Here is a 16,353-nt window from a genome sequence, read left to right as displayed (position 1 = left end):
GTCACCGCCACGGGCCGGGCCATGCCCCGGCCCGTGGCGACCACAACTCTGACAGATCCCGGACACACAAGGGGTCGAAGACCAGATCCGCCGCGATCCGCCGAAAGGCTGGTCGCGGCGGCTTTCGTTCGCGGGCCGCGCCAAGGTTATCCACGCAGGCGGCTGTGACGGGGACGCAGCCCAACAATCCCCAGGGCGTCGGTTGTCTCGGCGCCGCCTGTGCGATAGGCCTGGGATCCGAGCGCCGAACCCTTCATTGGAGCCTCGGAACCATGCCGCCCCTCGACCGCCGCGTCTTCCTGTCCGCGGCCCTGACCACCGCCGCCGGCTCGGCCCAGGCCGCGCCAATCGAGCCCGCGCCCGTCCAGCCCGCGCCCAGGAAGGCGAGCCATCCCGTGATCCACCACGCCCTCTTCTGGCTGAAGAACCCGGACTCCAAGGAAGACCTGAACCGTCTGATCGAAGGCGTGCGGACCTTGAAGGCGGTCGAGGTCGTCCGCCAGCTGTACGTCGGCACGCCGGCCTCGACCGAAAAGCGCGACGTCGTGGACAACAGCTATCACGTCTCGGAGGTGATGATCTTCGACAGCGTCGAGGACCAGGCCGCCTACCAGGTCCACCCGATCCACCAGAAATTCGTCAAGGACTGCGGCCACCTCTGGGCCCGCGTGGTCGTCTACGACAGCATGACGCTCTGACGACGGACCGGCGCTCGACCGCCCGATTGAGCCCCGCGCCGCGCCACGCTATGCCACAGCCATGTCCCACGCCCCCTACACCGACGCGGAAGTCGCAGACCTGGTCCGCCGCCTGCTGGACCACAGCCTGCCCAAGGCCGAGTGGACCCATGCCGCGCACCTGACCGCCACCCTGCGGCTAGTCCGCACCCGCGACGGGGACCTTGAGCGCGACATGCCGCGCATCATCCGGACCTACAACGTCGCGGTCGGCGGGGTGAACGACGACCACAACGGCTATCACGAGACCATCACCCAGGCTTACCTCGCCGCCATCCGGGCCTTCGTCGCCACCCTGCCGGCGGACGTCGGCGACGGCGAGGCCTCGGCCCGCCTGCTGGCCACGCCGATGGGCGACAAGGCATGGCCGCTGACCTTCTGGTCGCGCGAGCGGCTGTTCAGCGTGGAGGCCCGTCGGGGCTGGGTGGAACCGGACCTGCGGCCGCTGGACGCGCCGCCGCTCCACCTCGTGGACGCGCCCGCGTGATCGCCCTGGCCGCCCTGGTCCTGGGCGTCCTGAACCTTCTGACCTTCCTGGTCTTCGGCTGGGACAAGCTGGCCGCCGTCGACGGACGGTCACGGATTCCCGAGCGTCTCCTGCTGCTGCTGGCCGCCCTCGGCGGCAGCCCCGGCGCCCTGCTGGCCCGGCCTATCTTCCGCCACAAGACCCGCAAGCAGCCGTTCGGCGCCTGGCTGACGCTGATCGTGTTCGTGCAGGTGGTAGCGGTCGTGGCGGGAGCGACGGTATGGTTCAGCCGCACCGCCTGACCGGGGTCCAGCGACGCCTGCCTGGGACGCGGAGGCACGTTCGGGCGTAAAAACGCCGCCCATCGAAACCCTTGGTTTACGGACAGGGAGCCACATCTTAAGCTCGGGCGTTGGAGATCATCATGTCAGTCGTGACGACCACGCGAGAGCAGAACAACGCCGCCCGCCTGGCGCGTCGCGTGGGCGGCTACAGCGAACTTATCCGATTGGCCGCCGAGCGCGGTCGTATTGCCGGCGCCGTGCGGATCGAGCGCGACCAGAACGGTCGCCTCACGATTCTCGCCGTCGGAAACAGGCAGCCCGTCGGCCCGTCTGATCGGTGAATTTCACCGTCGGCCTCATCGCGGGCCTGGCCTTGATGCTGCCGGGCCTAAGCGCGCTGGCAACTTGGAATTTCCGCGCGTCGCGTGAAGGCGCCGTTCGACCGGAACTTCCCCTGACTTCCGTTACGGCGCTTTTCCTGGCCATCGGAGTGGCGGCGGCCCTGCATCTCGTAGGCTTCGCCGTGACCCATGCGCTCTGGCCGGCCGTCGAGCATCTCTTGGCGCCGTCTTGGTGGATTCGTCCGCCGCTCGCCGACAATCCCTACGACGCGCTTTGGCGACTTGTGCGCAAGGACGATGCGTCGATCCAAGACCTTATGGTGGTGGCGGCGGCGATCGCCGCCGAATGCGTCCTCGCGGCCGCCATCGTCGCCAGCAGGGGATTCTACCTACTGCTCGATGGCGCGGATCTGCGGGCGCAGGGTTGGGTTCACCAAAACATACTGCGACCCAAGCGCAACGGATACGACCCCTACGCCTATGTCTTGACCACGCCGGCGCAGGGCGATTTCGGCCTGGGGTACGAGGGCATGGTCGCCGACATCCGCCAAGGCGCGGATGGCGAAGTCAAGACGATCTGCCTTAGTCAGCCACAGGCTTTCGTCTACGAAATCAGAAATCCGCGTGCGGCGGAGGGCAGTCCGAAGATCAACCTTGCCCGCCATCGCAACGCCAATCTCAAACGTCACCACAAGCGTTGGATGGGTGGGGTGCTCGCGCTGGAAGCCAGCACGATCCGCAACGTCGTGATCCACAACGTGCCATCCCAGTTCAATCGCGAACTCGTCGAGCTGCTCGCCAGTCTACCGGAGGACGACCCCGCGAACGCGATCTTCGCCGATGAGACGCAGGCTTCCAGCGAGCCGCTCCCCGGCGAAGAGCGGGACGAGGGCCCCATCCCCGAGCGGTCTAGGAAGTCCCCCCGGACGGCAGGTCTGACTTCGCTCCAGCGGATGTGCGACCCGGTGATCCGTTTGGCTCTGGATAACTGGCCAATTATCATGGCGGCGACGATTGGCGTCGTCGTGGCCTTCAATTGGCGTGAGCCCTATCGCCTGCCACGCGAGTGGCTGTTCAACATGGCGCCGGCGTTGTGGCTGAGCGCGGTGGTCGCGTTGATCTGGATGGGATGGCTATGGATCGTGCGCATAGCCGACCTCTTCTGGATGGTGCTTCTCCGGCCTCGGACGACTCTTCCCCTGTTGTTCATCGCGACCTTGGCCATCCTCGTTGTTGCGACGGCGGCGTGCGGCGTCGACGCCGCTGTCGCGCTGGCCCTCTATTTCGCCCCCTTCGTGACCTATCCCGTGGCCAACCTCGCCATCTGGTGGCTGCAGGAACCCGCCGACCGCGCCCCGATCCGCGGGGCGTGGCGTGCGACCGCGTTCAACGTGCAGCAGGCGCGCACCAGGGCCGCCTTCATTCCGGCCCTCACCCTGAAACCCGACGCCGCCTACGACGATTGAGCCCGGTGCTCCTCTCGCGGGGCTTGTCCGCGCGTCTCCCGGCGTCCGGGACGGCATGCGGTCCCTAGAGCGCGTTGGGCGAAAGTGTGAGCGGTTTCGCCCAACGCGCTCTAAATGTTTGAATCTAGAGCCTGTTCATCGGGATCAGATGATTCCATCTGATCCCGATGAACAGGCTCTAGCGGCCAGCACTGATCGCGACGCCCTCTTGACTGACGCGCGGGTACGCCCCGCCAATGACCCTCCAGCCTCGGGGCACCAACGCATGATCGTCGTCCACCACCTGAACAATTCGCGCAGCCAGCGGGTGCTGTGGCTGCTGGAGGAGCTGGGCGTTCCCTACGAGGTCAGGCGCTACCAGCGCGACGCCCAGACCATGCTGGCCCCGCCGGAGCTGCTGGCCGTCCATCCGCTGGGCAAGTCGCCGGTGATTACCGATGGCGACAAGACCCTGGCCGAGACCGGGGCGATCGTCGAATACCTGGTCGAGACCCACGGCCAGGGCCGGCTGGTCCCCGCCGCCGGGACATCCGAACGCCTGCGCTGGACCTACTGGCTGCACTACGCCGAGGGCTCGGCCATGACGCCGCTGCTGCTGAAGCTGGTGTTCACCGCCCTGCCGGCCCGCGCGCCCGGCCTGCTGAAAGGCCTGGTCAAGGCCATCGCCGCCAAGGCCCAGACCAGCTTCGTCGATCCGCAGCTGAAGAGCCACATCGACTACTGGGAGGCCGAACTGGCCAGGAGCGAATGGTTCGCCGGGCCGGAGTTCACCGCCGCCGACATCATGATGAGCTTCCCGCTGGAAGCCGGCGCCGCGCGGGCCGGGGCGGCCTCGCGCCCGCACGTGAAGGCGTTCCTGGACCGCATCCACGCCCGTCCGGCCTACCGCCTGGCGCTGGAGCGCGGCGGCCCCTACGACTACGCCTGAGCCGAAACAGGGACAGGCCCACGAGCCGGTCCCCAGCCATCGCGCCCTCGGTGGAACAAGGACCGCGCGAGCGCGCTTGATCCACGCCGCCAATAGGATCAAGCTTCGCCTTACGGGCGGGTACTTGCTTATCGCTAACGCGGCGCCTATCCTCTCAGCCCCCGGTCGTCGCGCCAACGTCCGGGAGTCTTCCTCCCTTTGGGCGAACCGAGCTAAAATCCGCAATGGAAAAAGTGCCGATGACCGCCGGGGGTTACCAGACCCTCGACGAAGAACTGAAGCGTTTGAAGACTATCGAACGGCCGGCGGTGATCGCCGCGATTTCCGAGGCGCGGTCGCATGGCGACCTGTCGGAGAACGCCGAGTATCACGCCGCCAAGGAACGCCAGGGCTGGATCGAAGGCCGCATCGCCGAGATCGAGGACAAGATCGCCCGGGCCCAGGTCATCGACGTCTCGAAACTGTCGGGCAAGCAGGTGAAGTTCGGCGCGACGGTCAGCGTCGTCGACGAGGACACCGAGGAAGAAGCCCGCTACCAGATCGTCGGCGAGCACGAGGCCGACGTGAAGTCGGGCCGCATCTCGCTGAGCTCGCCGCTGTCGCGCGCCATGATCGGCAAGGAAGTCGGCGAGGTGGTCGAGGTCAACACGCCCGGCGGCGTGAAGGCCTACGAAATCCTCAAGGTCGAGTGGGTCTAGCTTAAGCCCCATTCCAGGGACATTGCAGACGACGCGCCGGCCGCTGAAGCTTGGCCGGCGCGTCGCTTTGCTGTGGCCGGGATCACCGACGTGGTTGAAAAGAAAACACTCGAGGCGACGGAGCCGAAGCCGGCGCGCAAGACCGCCCGCAAGGCTCCGGCCAAGGCGGCCGTCGCGCGCGACGGCGCCCCGAAAGCCGCCTCCCGAGCCGTCATGCCGCCCAAGGCCCCGGCGTCCGCCGAGGCCGACGCCGCGTCCAAGCCCCGCGCGGCCGCCCGGCCGAGGTCGCGTCCGGGCTCGGTGGAGACCGAAATCCCGCCCGAAGCCGAGGTCGAGGCCGCCGCCGTCGCGCCAGCGCCAGAGCCCGTGGCTGAGCCCGCGCCCGAGGTCCCCGCCCGCGCGCCGATCACGATCTGGGCGATCTCGGACGGACGGGCCGGCATCGAGGCCCAGGCCGTGGGCCTGGCCGAGGCCGTGGCCCGCCAAGTCCCCGCGACGATCGTGGTCAAGCGGGTGGGCTGGAGCGGCCGGACCGGCCGCCTGCCCTGGTGGGCCAACTGGCTGCCTCGGCGCTGGCTGACGCCCGAAAGCGAGATCCAGCCGCCCTGGCCCGACCTGTGGATCGCCGCCGGCCGCGCCACCCTGCCCCTGTCGATCCGGGCTCGGCGGTGGTCGGGCGGCAAGACCTACGTCGTCCAGATCCAGGACCCGCGGGTCCCGGCCCACATGTTCGACCTGGTGATCCCGCCCAAGCACGACCGCCTGTCCGGCGACAACGTCCTGCCGATCACCGGCTCGCCGCATCGGGTGACCACCGCGCGGCTGGAGGCCGAATACGCCAAGTTCAAGGACCAGATCGACGCCCTGCCCCGCCCGCGGGTGGCCGTGCTGCTGGGCGGCAAGTCCAAGGCGTTCGACCTGTCGGCCGTGCGGGCCGCCGAGATGGCCCACCAGATCCAGCTGCCGCTGGAGCAGGAGGGCGGCAGCCTGCTGATGACCTTCTCGCGGCGCACGCCCGAACAGGCCAAGGCCTTGCTGACCGCCCGCCTGCGCCACCTGCCGGGGATCATCTGGGACGGCCAGGGCGCCAATCCCTACTTCGCCTTCCTGGCCGCGGCCGACTACATCCTGGTCACCGAGGATTCCACCAACATGGCCGTCGAGGCCGCCTCGACGGGCAAGCCGGTGTTCGTGCTGAAGATGGACGGCCAGAGCCTGAAGTTCCGCCTGTTCCACCAGGAACTGGAGGGCATGGGCGCGGCCCGGCCCTATGGCGGGGCCTTTCACGGCTGGACCTACGCGCCCGTCGACGAGACCGGCCGGGCGGCGGCCGAGGTCGTGGCGCGGATGGACGCGCGGGGCGGAGCGGGCGCAGCAAGCGCCTGAGGCGAGCTGCATCGCCTATTGCGCGCACCGGTTCTTTCGCCATCGCGGGGTTCATTGCACTGCAGGGCGTCGCCCATTATGTTTTGAACCGAGTGGAGGACTGAAGATGGATCCGGTCATCTACATGGTGCTGATCGCGCTGTCGGGTATGGCGCTGACGCTCGGTGTTTCCTGGGTCGTCGGCAAACTGTTCCGCCGCTGACGCCTCCCCTGAACCCTTGATCCTCGCCGTCCTCCAGGCCCGCATGGGCTCCGAGCGCCTGCCGGGCCGGCCGTCGATGCCGCTGGCCCGGGCGCCGCTGATCGTGCGCCAGATCGAGCGGATGGCGCGAGCCCGGCGCGTGGACCGGATCGTGGTCTCGACCACCACCGATCCGGCCGACGACGCCCTGGAGGCCGTGGTCCGGCGCGAGGCGATCGCCGTCCATCGCGGCCCGCCGCAGGACGAGCTGGCCCGGCTGGCCGGGACGCTGGAAGCCCACCCCGCCGACCACGTCGTGCGGATCGGCGACGACAGCCCCCTGGTCGACCCCGAACTGATCGACGCCACGATCGACCTGCACCTGTCCGAACGCGCCGACCACACCACCAACCGCTCGCCCGGCGCGGCCTTTCCGTCCGGCCAGGGGGTCGAGGTGATCACCGCCGACGGCCTGCGCCGCCTGGCGGCCGAAAGCGTGGCGTTGCGGCTGCGGACAGGGGATGGGCGGGAGCCGCCACCGCCCGTCCGCTGGTCGTCCCTGGCCCTTCTGGCCCAACCCGACCAGGGCGAGGTGCGCTGGGCGGTCGAGGGGCCGGCCGACTACGCCTTCGCGGCGGCGGTCTATGACGCCCTTTACCCGGCCAACCGCGCCTTCACCTCGGCCGACGTGCGGCGGCTGCTGGAACAGCGGCCGGACCTGGCGACGTTCGGGGGCGTGAGGCGGCTGTGAGCGGTTTGGGTCGCGATCTTCACCCGGAATTTTCAACCGTCATTCCCACCACAAGGGCGGGAATGACGGCGCGAAAGGGGGCTAGGTGGCGGCCATGACTCCCTATCCCAGCATCCCCAGCATCCTCTTCCTGCCCGACGCCGGCCCCAGCGTGGGCGGCGGCCACATGATGCGCAGCCTGACCCTGGCCCGGGCGCTGGAGGACGAGGGCGCGATCTGCCAGTTCCTCGTCACCCCGGCGGGCAAGGCTGTGTTCGACGCCTTCGGCGGCGGGATTTCGCATATCGAGACCTACGACATCACCCAGGCCGAGCTGGTCGAGTGCGCGGCGAGCGTCGCCCGCAACCACGACGCCGTGGTCATCGATCATTACGGCCTCGCCGTCCCCGAGCACCGCGCCATCGCCGCCGGCCGCCCGACCCTGGTCATCGACGACCTGGCCGACCGCCCGCTGGCCGCCGACCTGGTGCTGGACTCCGGTCCGACCCGCCAGGCGGCGGACTATGACGGCCTGGTCCCGCCGCACGCCGAGCTGCTGCTGGGCCCCAACCACGCCCCCGTCCGCCCCGCTTTCGCCGCCCTGCGCAGGGAGGCCCTGGCGCGCCGCGCCGACGCCCCGCCGGCGCGGCGCATCCTGGTGTCGCTGGGCCTGACCGACGTGGGCGGGATCACCGGCCGGGTCGTGGACCTGATGCTGCCGCGCCTGGGGCGGGGCGGGACGGACGAGGTCGGGCTGGACGTGGTCCTGGGCTCCGGCGCTCCCAGCCTGGCGCGCCTGACCACCCTGGCGGAGACCGAACCCCGCCTGGTCCTGCATGTCGACAGCCAGGACATGCCCCGCCTGGCCCTGGAGGCGGACCTCGCCATCGGCGCCGGCGGCTCGAGCAGTTGGGAGCGCTGCGTCCTGGCCCTGCCGACCCTGCTGCTGGTGCTGGCCGCCAACCAGCGCGAGGCGAGCCAGGCCCTGGCCGAGGCCGACGCCGTCCTGGCCCTGGACGTCGCCGATCCGGACTTCGAGGCGGCCTTCGCGGCCCAGCTGTCCCGCCTGCTCGGGGACCCGGCGTTGCGCGACCGTCTGTCGGCCGCCTCGGCCGCGGTCTGCGACGGACGCGGAGCGGCGCGCGTGGCGGCGCATTTCCTGGACCTGATCGCGCGGAAACAGGCTGGATAACAGCGTTCACCTAGCTCATCCTGCCCGCCAGCAGGGGAGCCAGCAGCATGAACGGCCAAGCCCAGGGATCCGTCGTCGTCACCGGCGCCTCCACCGGCATCGGCTGGGCCGTGGCCCAGGTGCTGACGCAGCGCGGGCTCCACGTGTTCGGCAGCGTGCGCAAGGCCGCCGACGCCGAGCGGCTGACGGCGGCGTTCGGGCCGGCCGTCACCCCGCTGCTGTTCGACGTCACCGACGAGGTCGCCGTGCGCGCGGCGGCCGCCATGGTCGAGGCGACGCTGGACGGGCGGCCCTTGGCGGGCCTGGTCAACAACGCCGGCATCGCCGTGGCCGGCCCGCTGCTGCACCTGCCCATCGACGAGTGGCGCAAGCAGCTGGAGGTCAACCTGACCGGCGTGGTGATCGCCACCCAGGCCTTCGCGCCGTTGGTGGGGGCGCGCCAGCCGGCCGGCGGGAGGCCGGGCCGGATCGTCAATATCGGCTCGGTCGGCGGCCGCAACGCCAATCCCTTCATGGCCCCCTACTGCACCAGCAAGTTCGGGCTGGAGGGCCTGTCGGAATCCCTGCGCCGCGAGCTGCTGCCGTTCGGCGTCGACGTGGTGGTGATCGCCCCCGGCGCGGTGGCCACGCCGATCTGGGACAAGGCCGACGAGACCGACACCAGCGCCTACGCCGACACGGTCTACGGCCCGCCCCTCGACCGCCTGCGCGCCTACATGCTGTCGATCGGCAAGTCGGGCCTGCCCGCCGAGCGGATCGGCGAGGCCGTGCACACCGCCCTGACCACCGCCAAGCCCAGGGTCCGCTACACGATCACCCCGCAGCCGATGCAGATGCTGATGGCTGACCTCCTGCCCAAGCGGGTCCTGGACCGGATCGTCGGCAGGCGACTGGGACTGCTGCCGGAATAGTCTCGCGCCCAGACGGAGAAAGCGGCCCTACCCCACCATGTCCCAGGCCAGCGGTTCCCCCCGCTTCAGCGCTCGCGCCGCCGGCCTTCCCAGCACGGCGTCGTAGTCGGCCGGCGGCAGGCCGTTGCCTGGGCGGACCGAGCGGATATTGGCCCGGGTCAGGGCCTCGCCGGCCGCGACGTCGGCGGTGACATAGAGCGAGCGGCGGAACTGGCGGTTGCCGCGCTCGCTGCCCAGCAGGTCGTAGTTGACGCCGCCCAGGGCCTTCCAGGCGTTGCGGGTGTCGTCGCACAGGGCGCGGAACTCGGCCGGCTCGAGGCTGAAGGCGGCGTCGGGGCCACCGTCCGCGCGGGCCAGGGTGAAGTGCTTCTCCACTGCGCAGGCCCCCAGCGACACCGCCGCCACCGAAGCCGCCGTGCCCGGGGTGTGGTCCGACAGGCCGATCGGGCAGCCGAACCGCTGGGCCATGTCGACCACCGTGCGGACATTGGCGTCCTCGAAGCTGGCCGGGTAGCTGGAGACGCAGTGCAGCAGCAGCACGCCCGCCGCGCCGGCTTCCAGGGCGGTGTCCAGGGCGGTGCGCATTTCCTGGAGGTTGGCCATGCCGGTCGAGATGATCAGCGGCTTGCCCTGGCGGGCGGCATAGCGGATCAGCGGCAGGTCGACGGCCTCGAACGAGGCGATCTTGTAGGCGGGGGCGTCCAGGCCCGCCAGCAGGTCGACGGCGGTCTCGTCGAACGGGCTGGAGAAGATCGTCACCCCGCGCTTCCTGGCTCGCTCGAAGATCGGCGCGTGCCACTCGTAGGGGGTCTGGGCCTCCTGGTAGAGCTCGTGCAGGCTGCGCCCGTCCCACAGGCCCCCATGGATCTTGAACTCGGGCCGGTCGACATCCAGGGTGATGGTGTCGGCGGTGTAGGTCTGCAGCTTGATGGCGTCACAGCCCGTGTCGGCGGCGGCGTCCACCATCTCAAGGGCGCGATCCAGGCTGCCGTTGTGATTGCCCGACAGTTCGCAGATCACGTAGGGCGGATAGTCGGCTCCGATCCGACGGCCGGCGATCTCGATGAAGGGGACGGTCATGGGCGGGGGCTCGTGGTGCTTTGGCCCATATTAACCCTGAATTGGTGGACGAGGCGTCAATCGCCGCGGCCATCAATCTCCGCCACCGCCACCCCCGCTGTCGCCGCCGCTGTCGCAGCTTCCGCCGTCGTCCGAGCTGCTGTCCGACCCGCTGTCGGCGCAGGCGTCGTCGGACGGGGTCGGGTCGCTCGAAGTGCTCGACATCCAGGTGGAAGAGGAGCTGTCGTGGCTCCAGGTCGTATCGTCGTCGCCATCGCTGGAGCCCCCGCCCCCGTCGACGGCCGGCTTGCCGTACAGCACCCGATATCGCGTGACGGCATAGATCACGCCGCCGAACACCACGCCGAAGATCAGGGCCGCGCTGGCCATGCCGGTGATGAACCAGGCCAAGCCCGCGAACGCCAGGCCGACGAGGATCCCCGTCGGCGCTCCCTTGAACCCGATCATCGCCTCGATCCCCCAGAATCCGCGCCGCCCCGTCGCGCCGAAACGGAATCGGCCCTATATCTGCGCCTATGTCGACTCCCGAACCCCGCCACACCCGCTGCCTGATCATCGGATCGGGTCCCGCCGGCTACACCGCCGCCATCTACGCCGCCCGCGCGCTGCTGAAGCCCGTGCTGATCGCCGGCATCCAGCCGGGCGGCCAGCTGACCATCACCACCGACGTCGAGAACTATCCCGGCTTCGCCGACGTCATCCAGGGTCCCTGGCTGATGGACCAGATGAAGGCCCAGGCCGAGCACGTGGGCACCGAGTTCGTCAGCGACATCGTGCTGTCGGCCGACCTTTCCAAGCGTCCGTTCCACATCACCACCGACAGCGGCCAGGAATGGTTCGCCGAGACCCTGATCATCGCCACCGGCGCCCAGGCCAAGTGGCTGGGCCTGGAGAGCGAGGCCAGGTTCCAGGGCTTCGGCGTCAGCGCCTGCGCCACCTGCGACGGCTTCTTCTATCGCAACAAGGAGGTCGTGGTGGTGGGCGGCGGCAACACCGCCGTGGAAGAGGCCCTGTTCCTGACCAGCTTCGCCAGCAAGGTCACCCTGGTCCACCGCAAGGACGAGCTGCGGGCCGAGATGATCCTGCAGGAACGCCTGCTGGCCCATCCCAAGATCGCGGTGATCTGGGACAGCGCCATCGACGAGGTGCTGGGCGACACCAATCCGATGGGCGTCACCGGCGTGCGGCTGAAGAACGTCAAGACCGGCGAGACCCAGACCGTCCCCTGCGACGGCGTGTTCATCGCCATCGGCCACGCCCCGTCGTCGGAGCTGTTCAAGGACCAGCTGGAAACCCACGCCGGCGGCTATCTGAGCGTCAAGCCGGGCACGACCTCGACCGCCGTGGCCGGCGTCTACGCGGCGGGCGACGTCACCGACGACATCTACCGCCAGGCCGTCACCGCCGCCGGCATGGGCTGCATGGCCGCCCTGGAAGCCGTGCGCTTCCTGGCCGAGGAAGACCACAAGAAGGCCCACCACCCCATCAGCCACCACGAGGCCGAGAAGATCGGGGTCTGGTAGGGTTTGTGGTGATCCTTCTCCCCCTTGCGGGAGAAGGATCCTGAACACCCTCAGTTCAGCGGATTGACCAGGCTGGGCGGCCGGGCCCTCGGCTTGGGCTTGGGCGGTTCCGGCGCGGGCGGCGGAGCGACTTCGACTGGCTTTGCCGTCGTGTCGACCACCGGCACCTCCAGCGCGCCCAGCGTCTTGTTGATCCGCTCGATCTCCTCGGGCGTCGGCAGGCGGCGTCCGCCGCGCATCGCGCCGGCGGGGTCGCCGGCGATCGGCGCCAGGATTTCGACCACCCCGTCGGGGCCGACGATCTTGGCGGACTCGCCGGTCGGCGCGGGCGCCACGCCCATGATCTGGGCCGCCGCGAGGGTCTCGGCCTGCGTCTGGGCCAGGATGTCGGCCGGCGCGGCTTCCAGGGTGCGCGGGTCAGCGCCCATCATGATCTCGGCCGAGACGTCCTCGTGGGCCGAATAGCGACCGCGGAACGCCGCCACCTGGCCGGACGGCCCGGTCCAGCGATAGAAGACGTGCGCCCCCACGGTCTTCAGCTTGACCAGGGTCGGCGCCCAATACGGATAGACGTAGTTGGCGTGATAATGAGTAGCCGTGCCGACATCCTTCATCACGAAGCCGGCCAAGGCCCGCTTGGCGATGATCTGGGCGTTGTCCCACACGGTCGGGCTGATCGTCCGCTGCAGTGAGCCGTCGCAGGTGAAGCTGAACTGGCAACCCGTGCCGCGCGCCGCGCCCTCGTAGACCACGCCGCAGATCGACTTGGGATAGCCGGGGTGGCGCACCCGGTTGAGCACCGTCTGGGCCACCGCCCGTTGCCCGGCCAGCGGCTCGAAGCCGGCCTCGAAGTAGACCGCCTGGGTCAGGCAGTGCAGGGCCTTGTCCCGTTCGGCGGCGGGGCCGCTGATCACGAACGGCCGGGCCGCCTCGATCGCCAGCGGCGCGGCCGCCTTGTAGGCGTTGATCACCCGGGCTTCCTCGAAGTCCGGTTCGCGATCGCCCAGCCGCGGGATCCGGTGCAGGTCCAGCCGCTCCCAGCCCCTCACGCGCCCCCAGTAGTCCTGGTGCGGGCGGGGGTCGTGACGCCTGGCCAGGGCCAGCATCGCCGGGTCCATGTCGGCGGCGTAGCGGGCCAGGCCAGCGTCGGACAGGCTGCCCGCCAGGACCGCCACCGCCTTGGTCCGCCCCGCGCCCGCCGGCAGGCGGCCGGTGGCGCACGCGGAAAGGCCGCCGAAGGCGACGAGCGCCACGGCGGCCTTGAGAGCCGTGTTCCGATCTAGCACGGGCGCGTCTGATCCAGGACGATCACTTTCCGCCGAGCGTGGAGCGGATCATCCAGGCGTGCTTCTCGTGGGCGGCCAGGCGCTGGGTGTAGAGGTCCGCGGTGGCCTCGTCGCCGGCGTCGTCGGCGGCCGCGAAGGCGCCGCGCAGGGTGGCGATCACCGTCTCGTTGTCGGCCAGCAATTCCTGAAACATGCCCTCCCACTCCTTCTCGGCGTCGCCGTCCTTGATGCTGGACAGGTTGCCGAACGCTCCGTAGCCCATCGGGGCCAGTTCGCCCAGGGCGCGGATGCGCTCGGCGATGGCGTCCAGCGCCGTCCACTGCTCGGTGTACTGGCCTTCCAGCAGCACGTGCAACGCCTGGAAGTTGGGCCCGCGCACGTTCCAGTGATAGCCGTGGGTCTTCAGGTACAGCGCATAGCTGTCCGCCAGGACCTTGTTGAGGCCGGCCACGACGTCGGCGCGTTGTTTCGCGGTGAAGCCGGTGTTCAGGTTCGCGGCCATCATGATCTCCCGTGTTGCGTGTCCTAGGTAAGCGTGTCCATGCTTCAAGCAAGCCGTTATGCGCCTGGAGTCCCATGAAGATTGAAGATCCCCACGCAAAAGCTGGTGGGCGCGCTTGGCCGGACACGATAAGCGCGTGGCTCATCCCGGGGATCCCGCCGCCGGCCTGGCGGGCGGCCCTGGTGACGGCCGCGGCGATCCTGGCGGCGATCGGCCTGAGGCTCGCCCTGCTGGGCCTGACCGCCGGCGTCGGCGCGACCCAGACCTTCTTCCCCGCCATGATCCTGGTCACCCTCTATGCCGGCTGGCGGTGGGGCCTGGCGCCGATCGCGGCCGGGGTGATCTTCGCCGGCTGGCTGCTCGGCGGCTTCCGGGGCGAGGCCATGAACCGCAGCCAGGTCGCCACCCTGGTGCTGTTCGTGGTCTCGTCGCTGATCACCACCGCCGTGGCCGCCGGCCTGCGCGCCAGCATCCTCAAGCTGGCCGAGGCGCGCCGACGGCAGTCCGAGGCCGAATCCCGCCTGCGGGTCACCCAGACCTCGGCGGGGGTCGGCCCGTGGGAATGGGACATCCGCAACAACGTCCTGGATCTGTCGATCACCGCGCGCCGCAACCTGGGCCTGCCGCTCGAGGGGCCGCTCGACCTGGATCGGCTGGTCGAGGTGATCCACCCCGACGACCGCGCCCGGGTCCAGGCCACGCTGCGCGACGCGGTGAAGGGCGGGCACTACGAGGTCGAATACCGGCTGGCCGGCCATCCCGACGGCGAGCGCTGGATTCATGGCCGCGGCGAGGTGATCCGCGACGACGCGGGCCGCGCCGTGCGCATGCTGGGCGTCAATTTCGAGGTCACCCAGCGCCGCCGGGCCGAGGAGAGCCTGCGCGAGAGCGAGGCCCGCTTCCGCGCCCTGGCCGACAGCGCCCCGGCCCTGATGTGGATCAGCGGCGACGACGGCCTGCGGGTGTTCGTCAACGCCGCCTATGTCGACTTCGCGGGCGTGACCTATGACGAAGCCCTGGTGCTGGACTGGCGCTCGCGCCTGCACGCCGACGACCTGCCGGCCATCCTCAAGGCCCAGATCGCCGGCGAGGCCTCGCGCAAGCCGTTCAGCCTGCAAGGCCGCTACCGCCGGGCCGACGGCCAGATGCGCTGGCTCAAGTCGTTTTCGCAGCCGCGCCTGGGACCGGGCGGCGAGTTCATCGGCTTCATCGGCATCGCCTTCGACGTCACCGAGGCCAAGGAGGCCGAGGCCAAGCTGACAGGCCTGAACGAGCTGCTGGCCGATCGGGTGCAGGAGGCCCTGGCCGAGCGCGACGCGGCCCAGGCCGCCCTGACCCAGTCGCAGAAGCTGGAGGCGATCGGCCAGCTGACCGGCGGGGTCGCCCACGACTTCAACAACCTGCTCACCGTGATCATCGGCGCGTTGGACGTGCTGCAGCGCAATCCCGAGGACGACAAGCGGCGCGAGCGCATGCTGAACGCGGCGCAGTCGGCGGCCCGGCGCGGCGAGAAGTTGACCCAGCACCTGCTGGCCTTCGCCCGCCGCCAGCCGCTGAATCCCGAGATCTGCCGGATCGACGCGATGATCGCCGAGAGCGAGAGCCTGCTGCGCCGCGCGGTCGGGGAAGGCGTCGATCTGGCCCTGGACCTGAAGGCCGGCGGCCGCACCACCCTGACCGACTCCGGCCAGTTCGAGGCCGCCCTGCTGAACCTGGTGGTCAACGCCCGCGACGCCACCCCGGCCGGCGGCCGGATCACGGTCGCCTCGCAGGGCGTCGACCTGGCGGAGCCCCAGGGCGAGCTGCCCGCCGGCCGCTATCTGCGCGTGGCCGTGCGCGACACCGGCGCGGGCATGGACGCCCAGACCCTGGAGCGGGCCTTCGAGCCCTTCTACACCACCAAGCCGGTCGGCAAGGGCACGGGCCTGGGCCTGTCGCAGGTCTACGGCTTCGTCCGCCAGAGCGGCGGCGAAGTCAGCATCGAATCCGAGCTGGGCGCGGGCACGACCGTGGCCATGATGCTGCCGGTGCGCGAGGCCTTCTCGCCGATCGAGGTGCTGGCGGTCCAGCCGCCGGCCACCCGCGCCACCTCGCACGTGCTGCTGGTCGAGGACGACGCCGAGGTCGGCGACCTGATCGCGGCGATGATCGACGAGCTGGGCCACATGGTCAGCCGCGCCGCCAACGCCGACGAGGCCCTGGCCATCGCCCGCGCCGACCCGACCCTGGCCCTGGTGATCACCGACGTGATCATGCCGGGCGGCAAGAGCGGGGTGGATCTGGCCGTCACCCTGTCGCACGAGCGGCCGGAACTGCCGATCCTGCTCAGCTCGGGCTACACCGGCCAGGAACTGGTCCGAGCCCACGAGACGCCATGGCCCCTGCTGCGCAAGCCCTACGCCCTGGACGCCCTGGCCCAGGCGATGGCGGACGCCTGGGACCGGCACGTGCCGGTCAAGGCGGCGAGGAAGGGCGGCAAGGCGAAGGGGTAGGAGGCGCTGGCCTCGCCCTCGTCCCTTTCGCGCCGAACACGGATTTTCACGCCCTCTCTTTGCAAGCCGTCCCAGAAGGTCTATATGTGATCCATCCCTTTTGCTCAATTTCAGCATAAGGGGCGACGCCGAGGCGGGGAACCCTCCGTT

17 protein-coding genes are annotated in these 16,353 nt (G+C 70.0%); 13 read left to right on the top strand and 4 right to left on the bottom strand.

The window, feature by feature from the left end; translation table 11 throughout:
- The first annotated feature begins 272 nt into the window (after positions 1 to 272).
- The 11 genes from AC07NX_RS13825 to AC07NX_RS13775 all read left to right on the top strand — a co-directional run bounded on the left by AC07NX_RS13825 (position 273) and on the right by AC07NX_RS13775 (position 9,320).
- Positions 273 to 698 (top strand): Dabb family protein, encoded by a 426-nt coding sequence (locus tag AC07NX_RS13825; RefSeq protein WP_494642488.1) that lies wholly within the window; start codon positions 273 to 275, stop codon positions 696 to 698.
- Between the two features lie 61 nt (positions 699 to 759).
- On the top strand, positions 760 to 1,224 hold the full coding sequence (locus AC07NX_RS13820; RefSeq protein ID WP_494642487.1) for a hypothetical protein: 465 nt from the start codon (positions 760 to 762) through the stop codon (positions 1,222 to 1,224).
- Positions 1,221 to 1,505 carry a DUF1294 domain-containing protein gene (locus AC07NX_RS13815; RefSeq protein ID WP_494642485.1) on the top strand — a complete coding sequence of 95 codons (285 nt, stop codon included), beginning with the start codon at positions 1,221 to 1,223 and terminating at the stop codon, positions 1,503 to 1,505. The genes AC07NX_RS13820 and AC07NX_RS13815 overlap by 4 nt, the downstream gene beginning before the upstream one ends.
- 122 nt (positions 1,506 to 1,627) lie before the next feature.
- On the top strand, positions 1,628 to 1,828 hold the full coding sequence (locus tag AC07NX_RS13810; RefSeq protein ID WP_494642483.1) for a hypothetical protein: 201 nt from the start codon (positions 1,628 to 1,630) through the stop codon (positions 1,826 to 1,828).
- Positions 1,825 to 3,294, top strand: a complete 1,470-nt coding sequence (locus tag AC07NX_RS13805) for a hypothetical protein (protein ID WP_494642481.1) — start codon at positions 1,825 to 1,827, stop codon at positions 3,292 to 3,294. Before AC07NX_RS13810 ends, AC07NX_RS13805 begins: the two co-directional genes overlap by 4 nt.
- 265 nt (positions 3,295 to 3,559) lie before the next feature.
- Complete coding sequence (locus tag AC07NX_RS13800) at positions 3,560 to 4,222, top strand: glutathione S-transferase family protein (RefSeq protein ID WP_494642480.1); 663 nt, start codon at positions 3,560 to 3,562, stop codon at positions 4,220 to 4,222.
- Between the two features lie 224 nt (positions 4,223 to 4,446).
- On the top strand, positions 4,447 to 4,920 hold the full coding sequence (gene greA, locus AC07NX_RS13795; RefSeq protein WP_018061146.1) for a transcription elongation factor GreA: 474 nt from the start codon (positions 4,447 to 4,449) through the stop codon (positions 4,918 to 4,920).
- Between the two features lie 90 nt (positions 4,921 to 5,010).
- Positions 5,011 to 6,306 (top strand): mitochondrial fission ELM1 family protein, encoded by a 1,296-nt coding sequence (locus tag AC07NX_RS13790; protein WP_494642478.1) that lies wholly within the window; start codon positions 5,011 to 5,013, stop codon positions 6,304 to 6,306.
- 218 nt (positions 6,307 to 6,524) lie between these two features.
- The gene (locus AC07NX_RS13785; RefSeq protein ID WP_494642477.1) at positions 6,525 to 7,238 is read left to right on the top strand and encodes a cytidylyltransferase domain-containing protein; all 714 of its coding nucleotides are present in this window, start codon (positions 6,525 to 6,527) and stop codon (positions 7,236 to 7,238) included.
- Between the two features lie 94 nt (positions 7,239 to 7,332).
- Positions 7,333 to 8,409: a UDP-2,4-diacetamido-2,4,6-trideoxy-beta-L-altropyranose hydrolase gene (pseG, locus tag AC07NX_RS13780; protein WP_494642475.1), complete on the top strand. Its 1,077-nt coding sequence runs from the start codon at positions 7,333 to 7,335 to the stop codon at positions 8,407 to 8,409.
- Between the two features lie 47 nt (positions 8,410 to 8,456).
- Positions 8,457 to 9,320: an SDR family oxidoreductase gene (locus AC07NX_RS13775; protein WP_494642474.1), complete on the top strand. Its 864-nt coding sequence runs from the start codon at positions 8,457 to 8,459 to the stop codon at positions 9,318 to 9,320.
- A 27-nt stretch (positions 9,321 to 9,347) separates the two neighbouring features.
- Here the strand turns inward: AC07NX_RS13775 and pseI are convergent, their stop codons facing one another.
- Together pseI and AC07NX_RS13765 are read right to left on the bottom strand one after the other, a co-directional pair.
- Positions 9,348 to 10,400, bottom strand: a complete 1,053-nt coding sequence (pseI, locus tag AC07NX_RS13770) for a pseudaminic acid synthase (protein ID WP_494642472.1) — start codon at positions 10,398 to 10,400, stop codon at positions 9,348 to 9,350.
- 72 nt (positions 10,401 to 10,472) lie between these two features.
- Positions 10,473 to 10,847: a hypothetical protein gene (locus AC07NX_RS13765; RefSeq protein WP_494642471.1), complete on the bottom strand. Its 375-nt coding sequence runs from the start codon at positions 10,845 to 10,847 to the stop codon at positions 10,473 to 10,475.
- 68 nt (positions 10,848 to 10,915) lie between these two features.
- On the opposite strand from AC07NX_RS13765, the gene trxB reads away from it, so the two are divergent.
- A complete protein-coding gene (gene trxB / locus AC07NX_RS13760) occupies positions 10,916 to 11,923 on the top strand; it encodes a thioredoxin-disulfide reductase (protein ID WP_494642470.1) in 1,008 nt (335 codons plus the stop codon).
- A gap of 50 nt (positions 11,924 to 11,973) precedes the next feature.
- On the opposite strand, the gene AC07NX_RS13755 is transcribed toward trxB, so the two are convergent.
- The gene (locus AC07NX_RS13755; protein WP_494642468.1) at positions 11,974 to 13,209 is read right to left on the bottom strand and encodes a cell wall hydrolase; all 1,236 of its coding nucleotides are present in this window, start codon (positions 13,207 to 13,209) and stop codon (positions 11,974 to 11,976) included.
- Between the two features lie 22 nt (positions 13,210 to 13,231).
- On the bottom strand, positions 13,232 to 13,711 hold the full coding sequence (locus AC07NX_RS13750; protein ID WP_494642466.1) for a Dps family protein: 480 nt from the start codon (positions 13,709 to 13,711) through the stop codon (positions 13,232 to 13,234).
- A gap of 74 nt (positions 13,712 to 13,785) precedes the next feature.
- Between AC07NX_RS13750 and AC07NX_RS13745 the strand changes: the two genes are divergently transcribed.
- Positions 13,786 to 16,203, top strand: a complete 2,418-nt coding sequence (locus tag AC07NX_RS13745) for a hybrid sensor histidine kinase/response regulator (RefSeq protein WP_494642465.1) — start codon at positions 13,786 to 13,788, stop codon at positions 16,201 to 16,203.
- The last annotated feature ends 150 nt before the right edge of the window (positions 16,204 to 16,353 follow it).

Source organism: Caulobacter sp. GW821-FHT09A05 (assembly GCF_059418465.1).
This window is presented reverse-complemented; position numbering and strand designations above follow the sequence as displayed.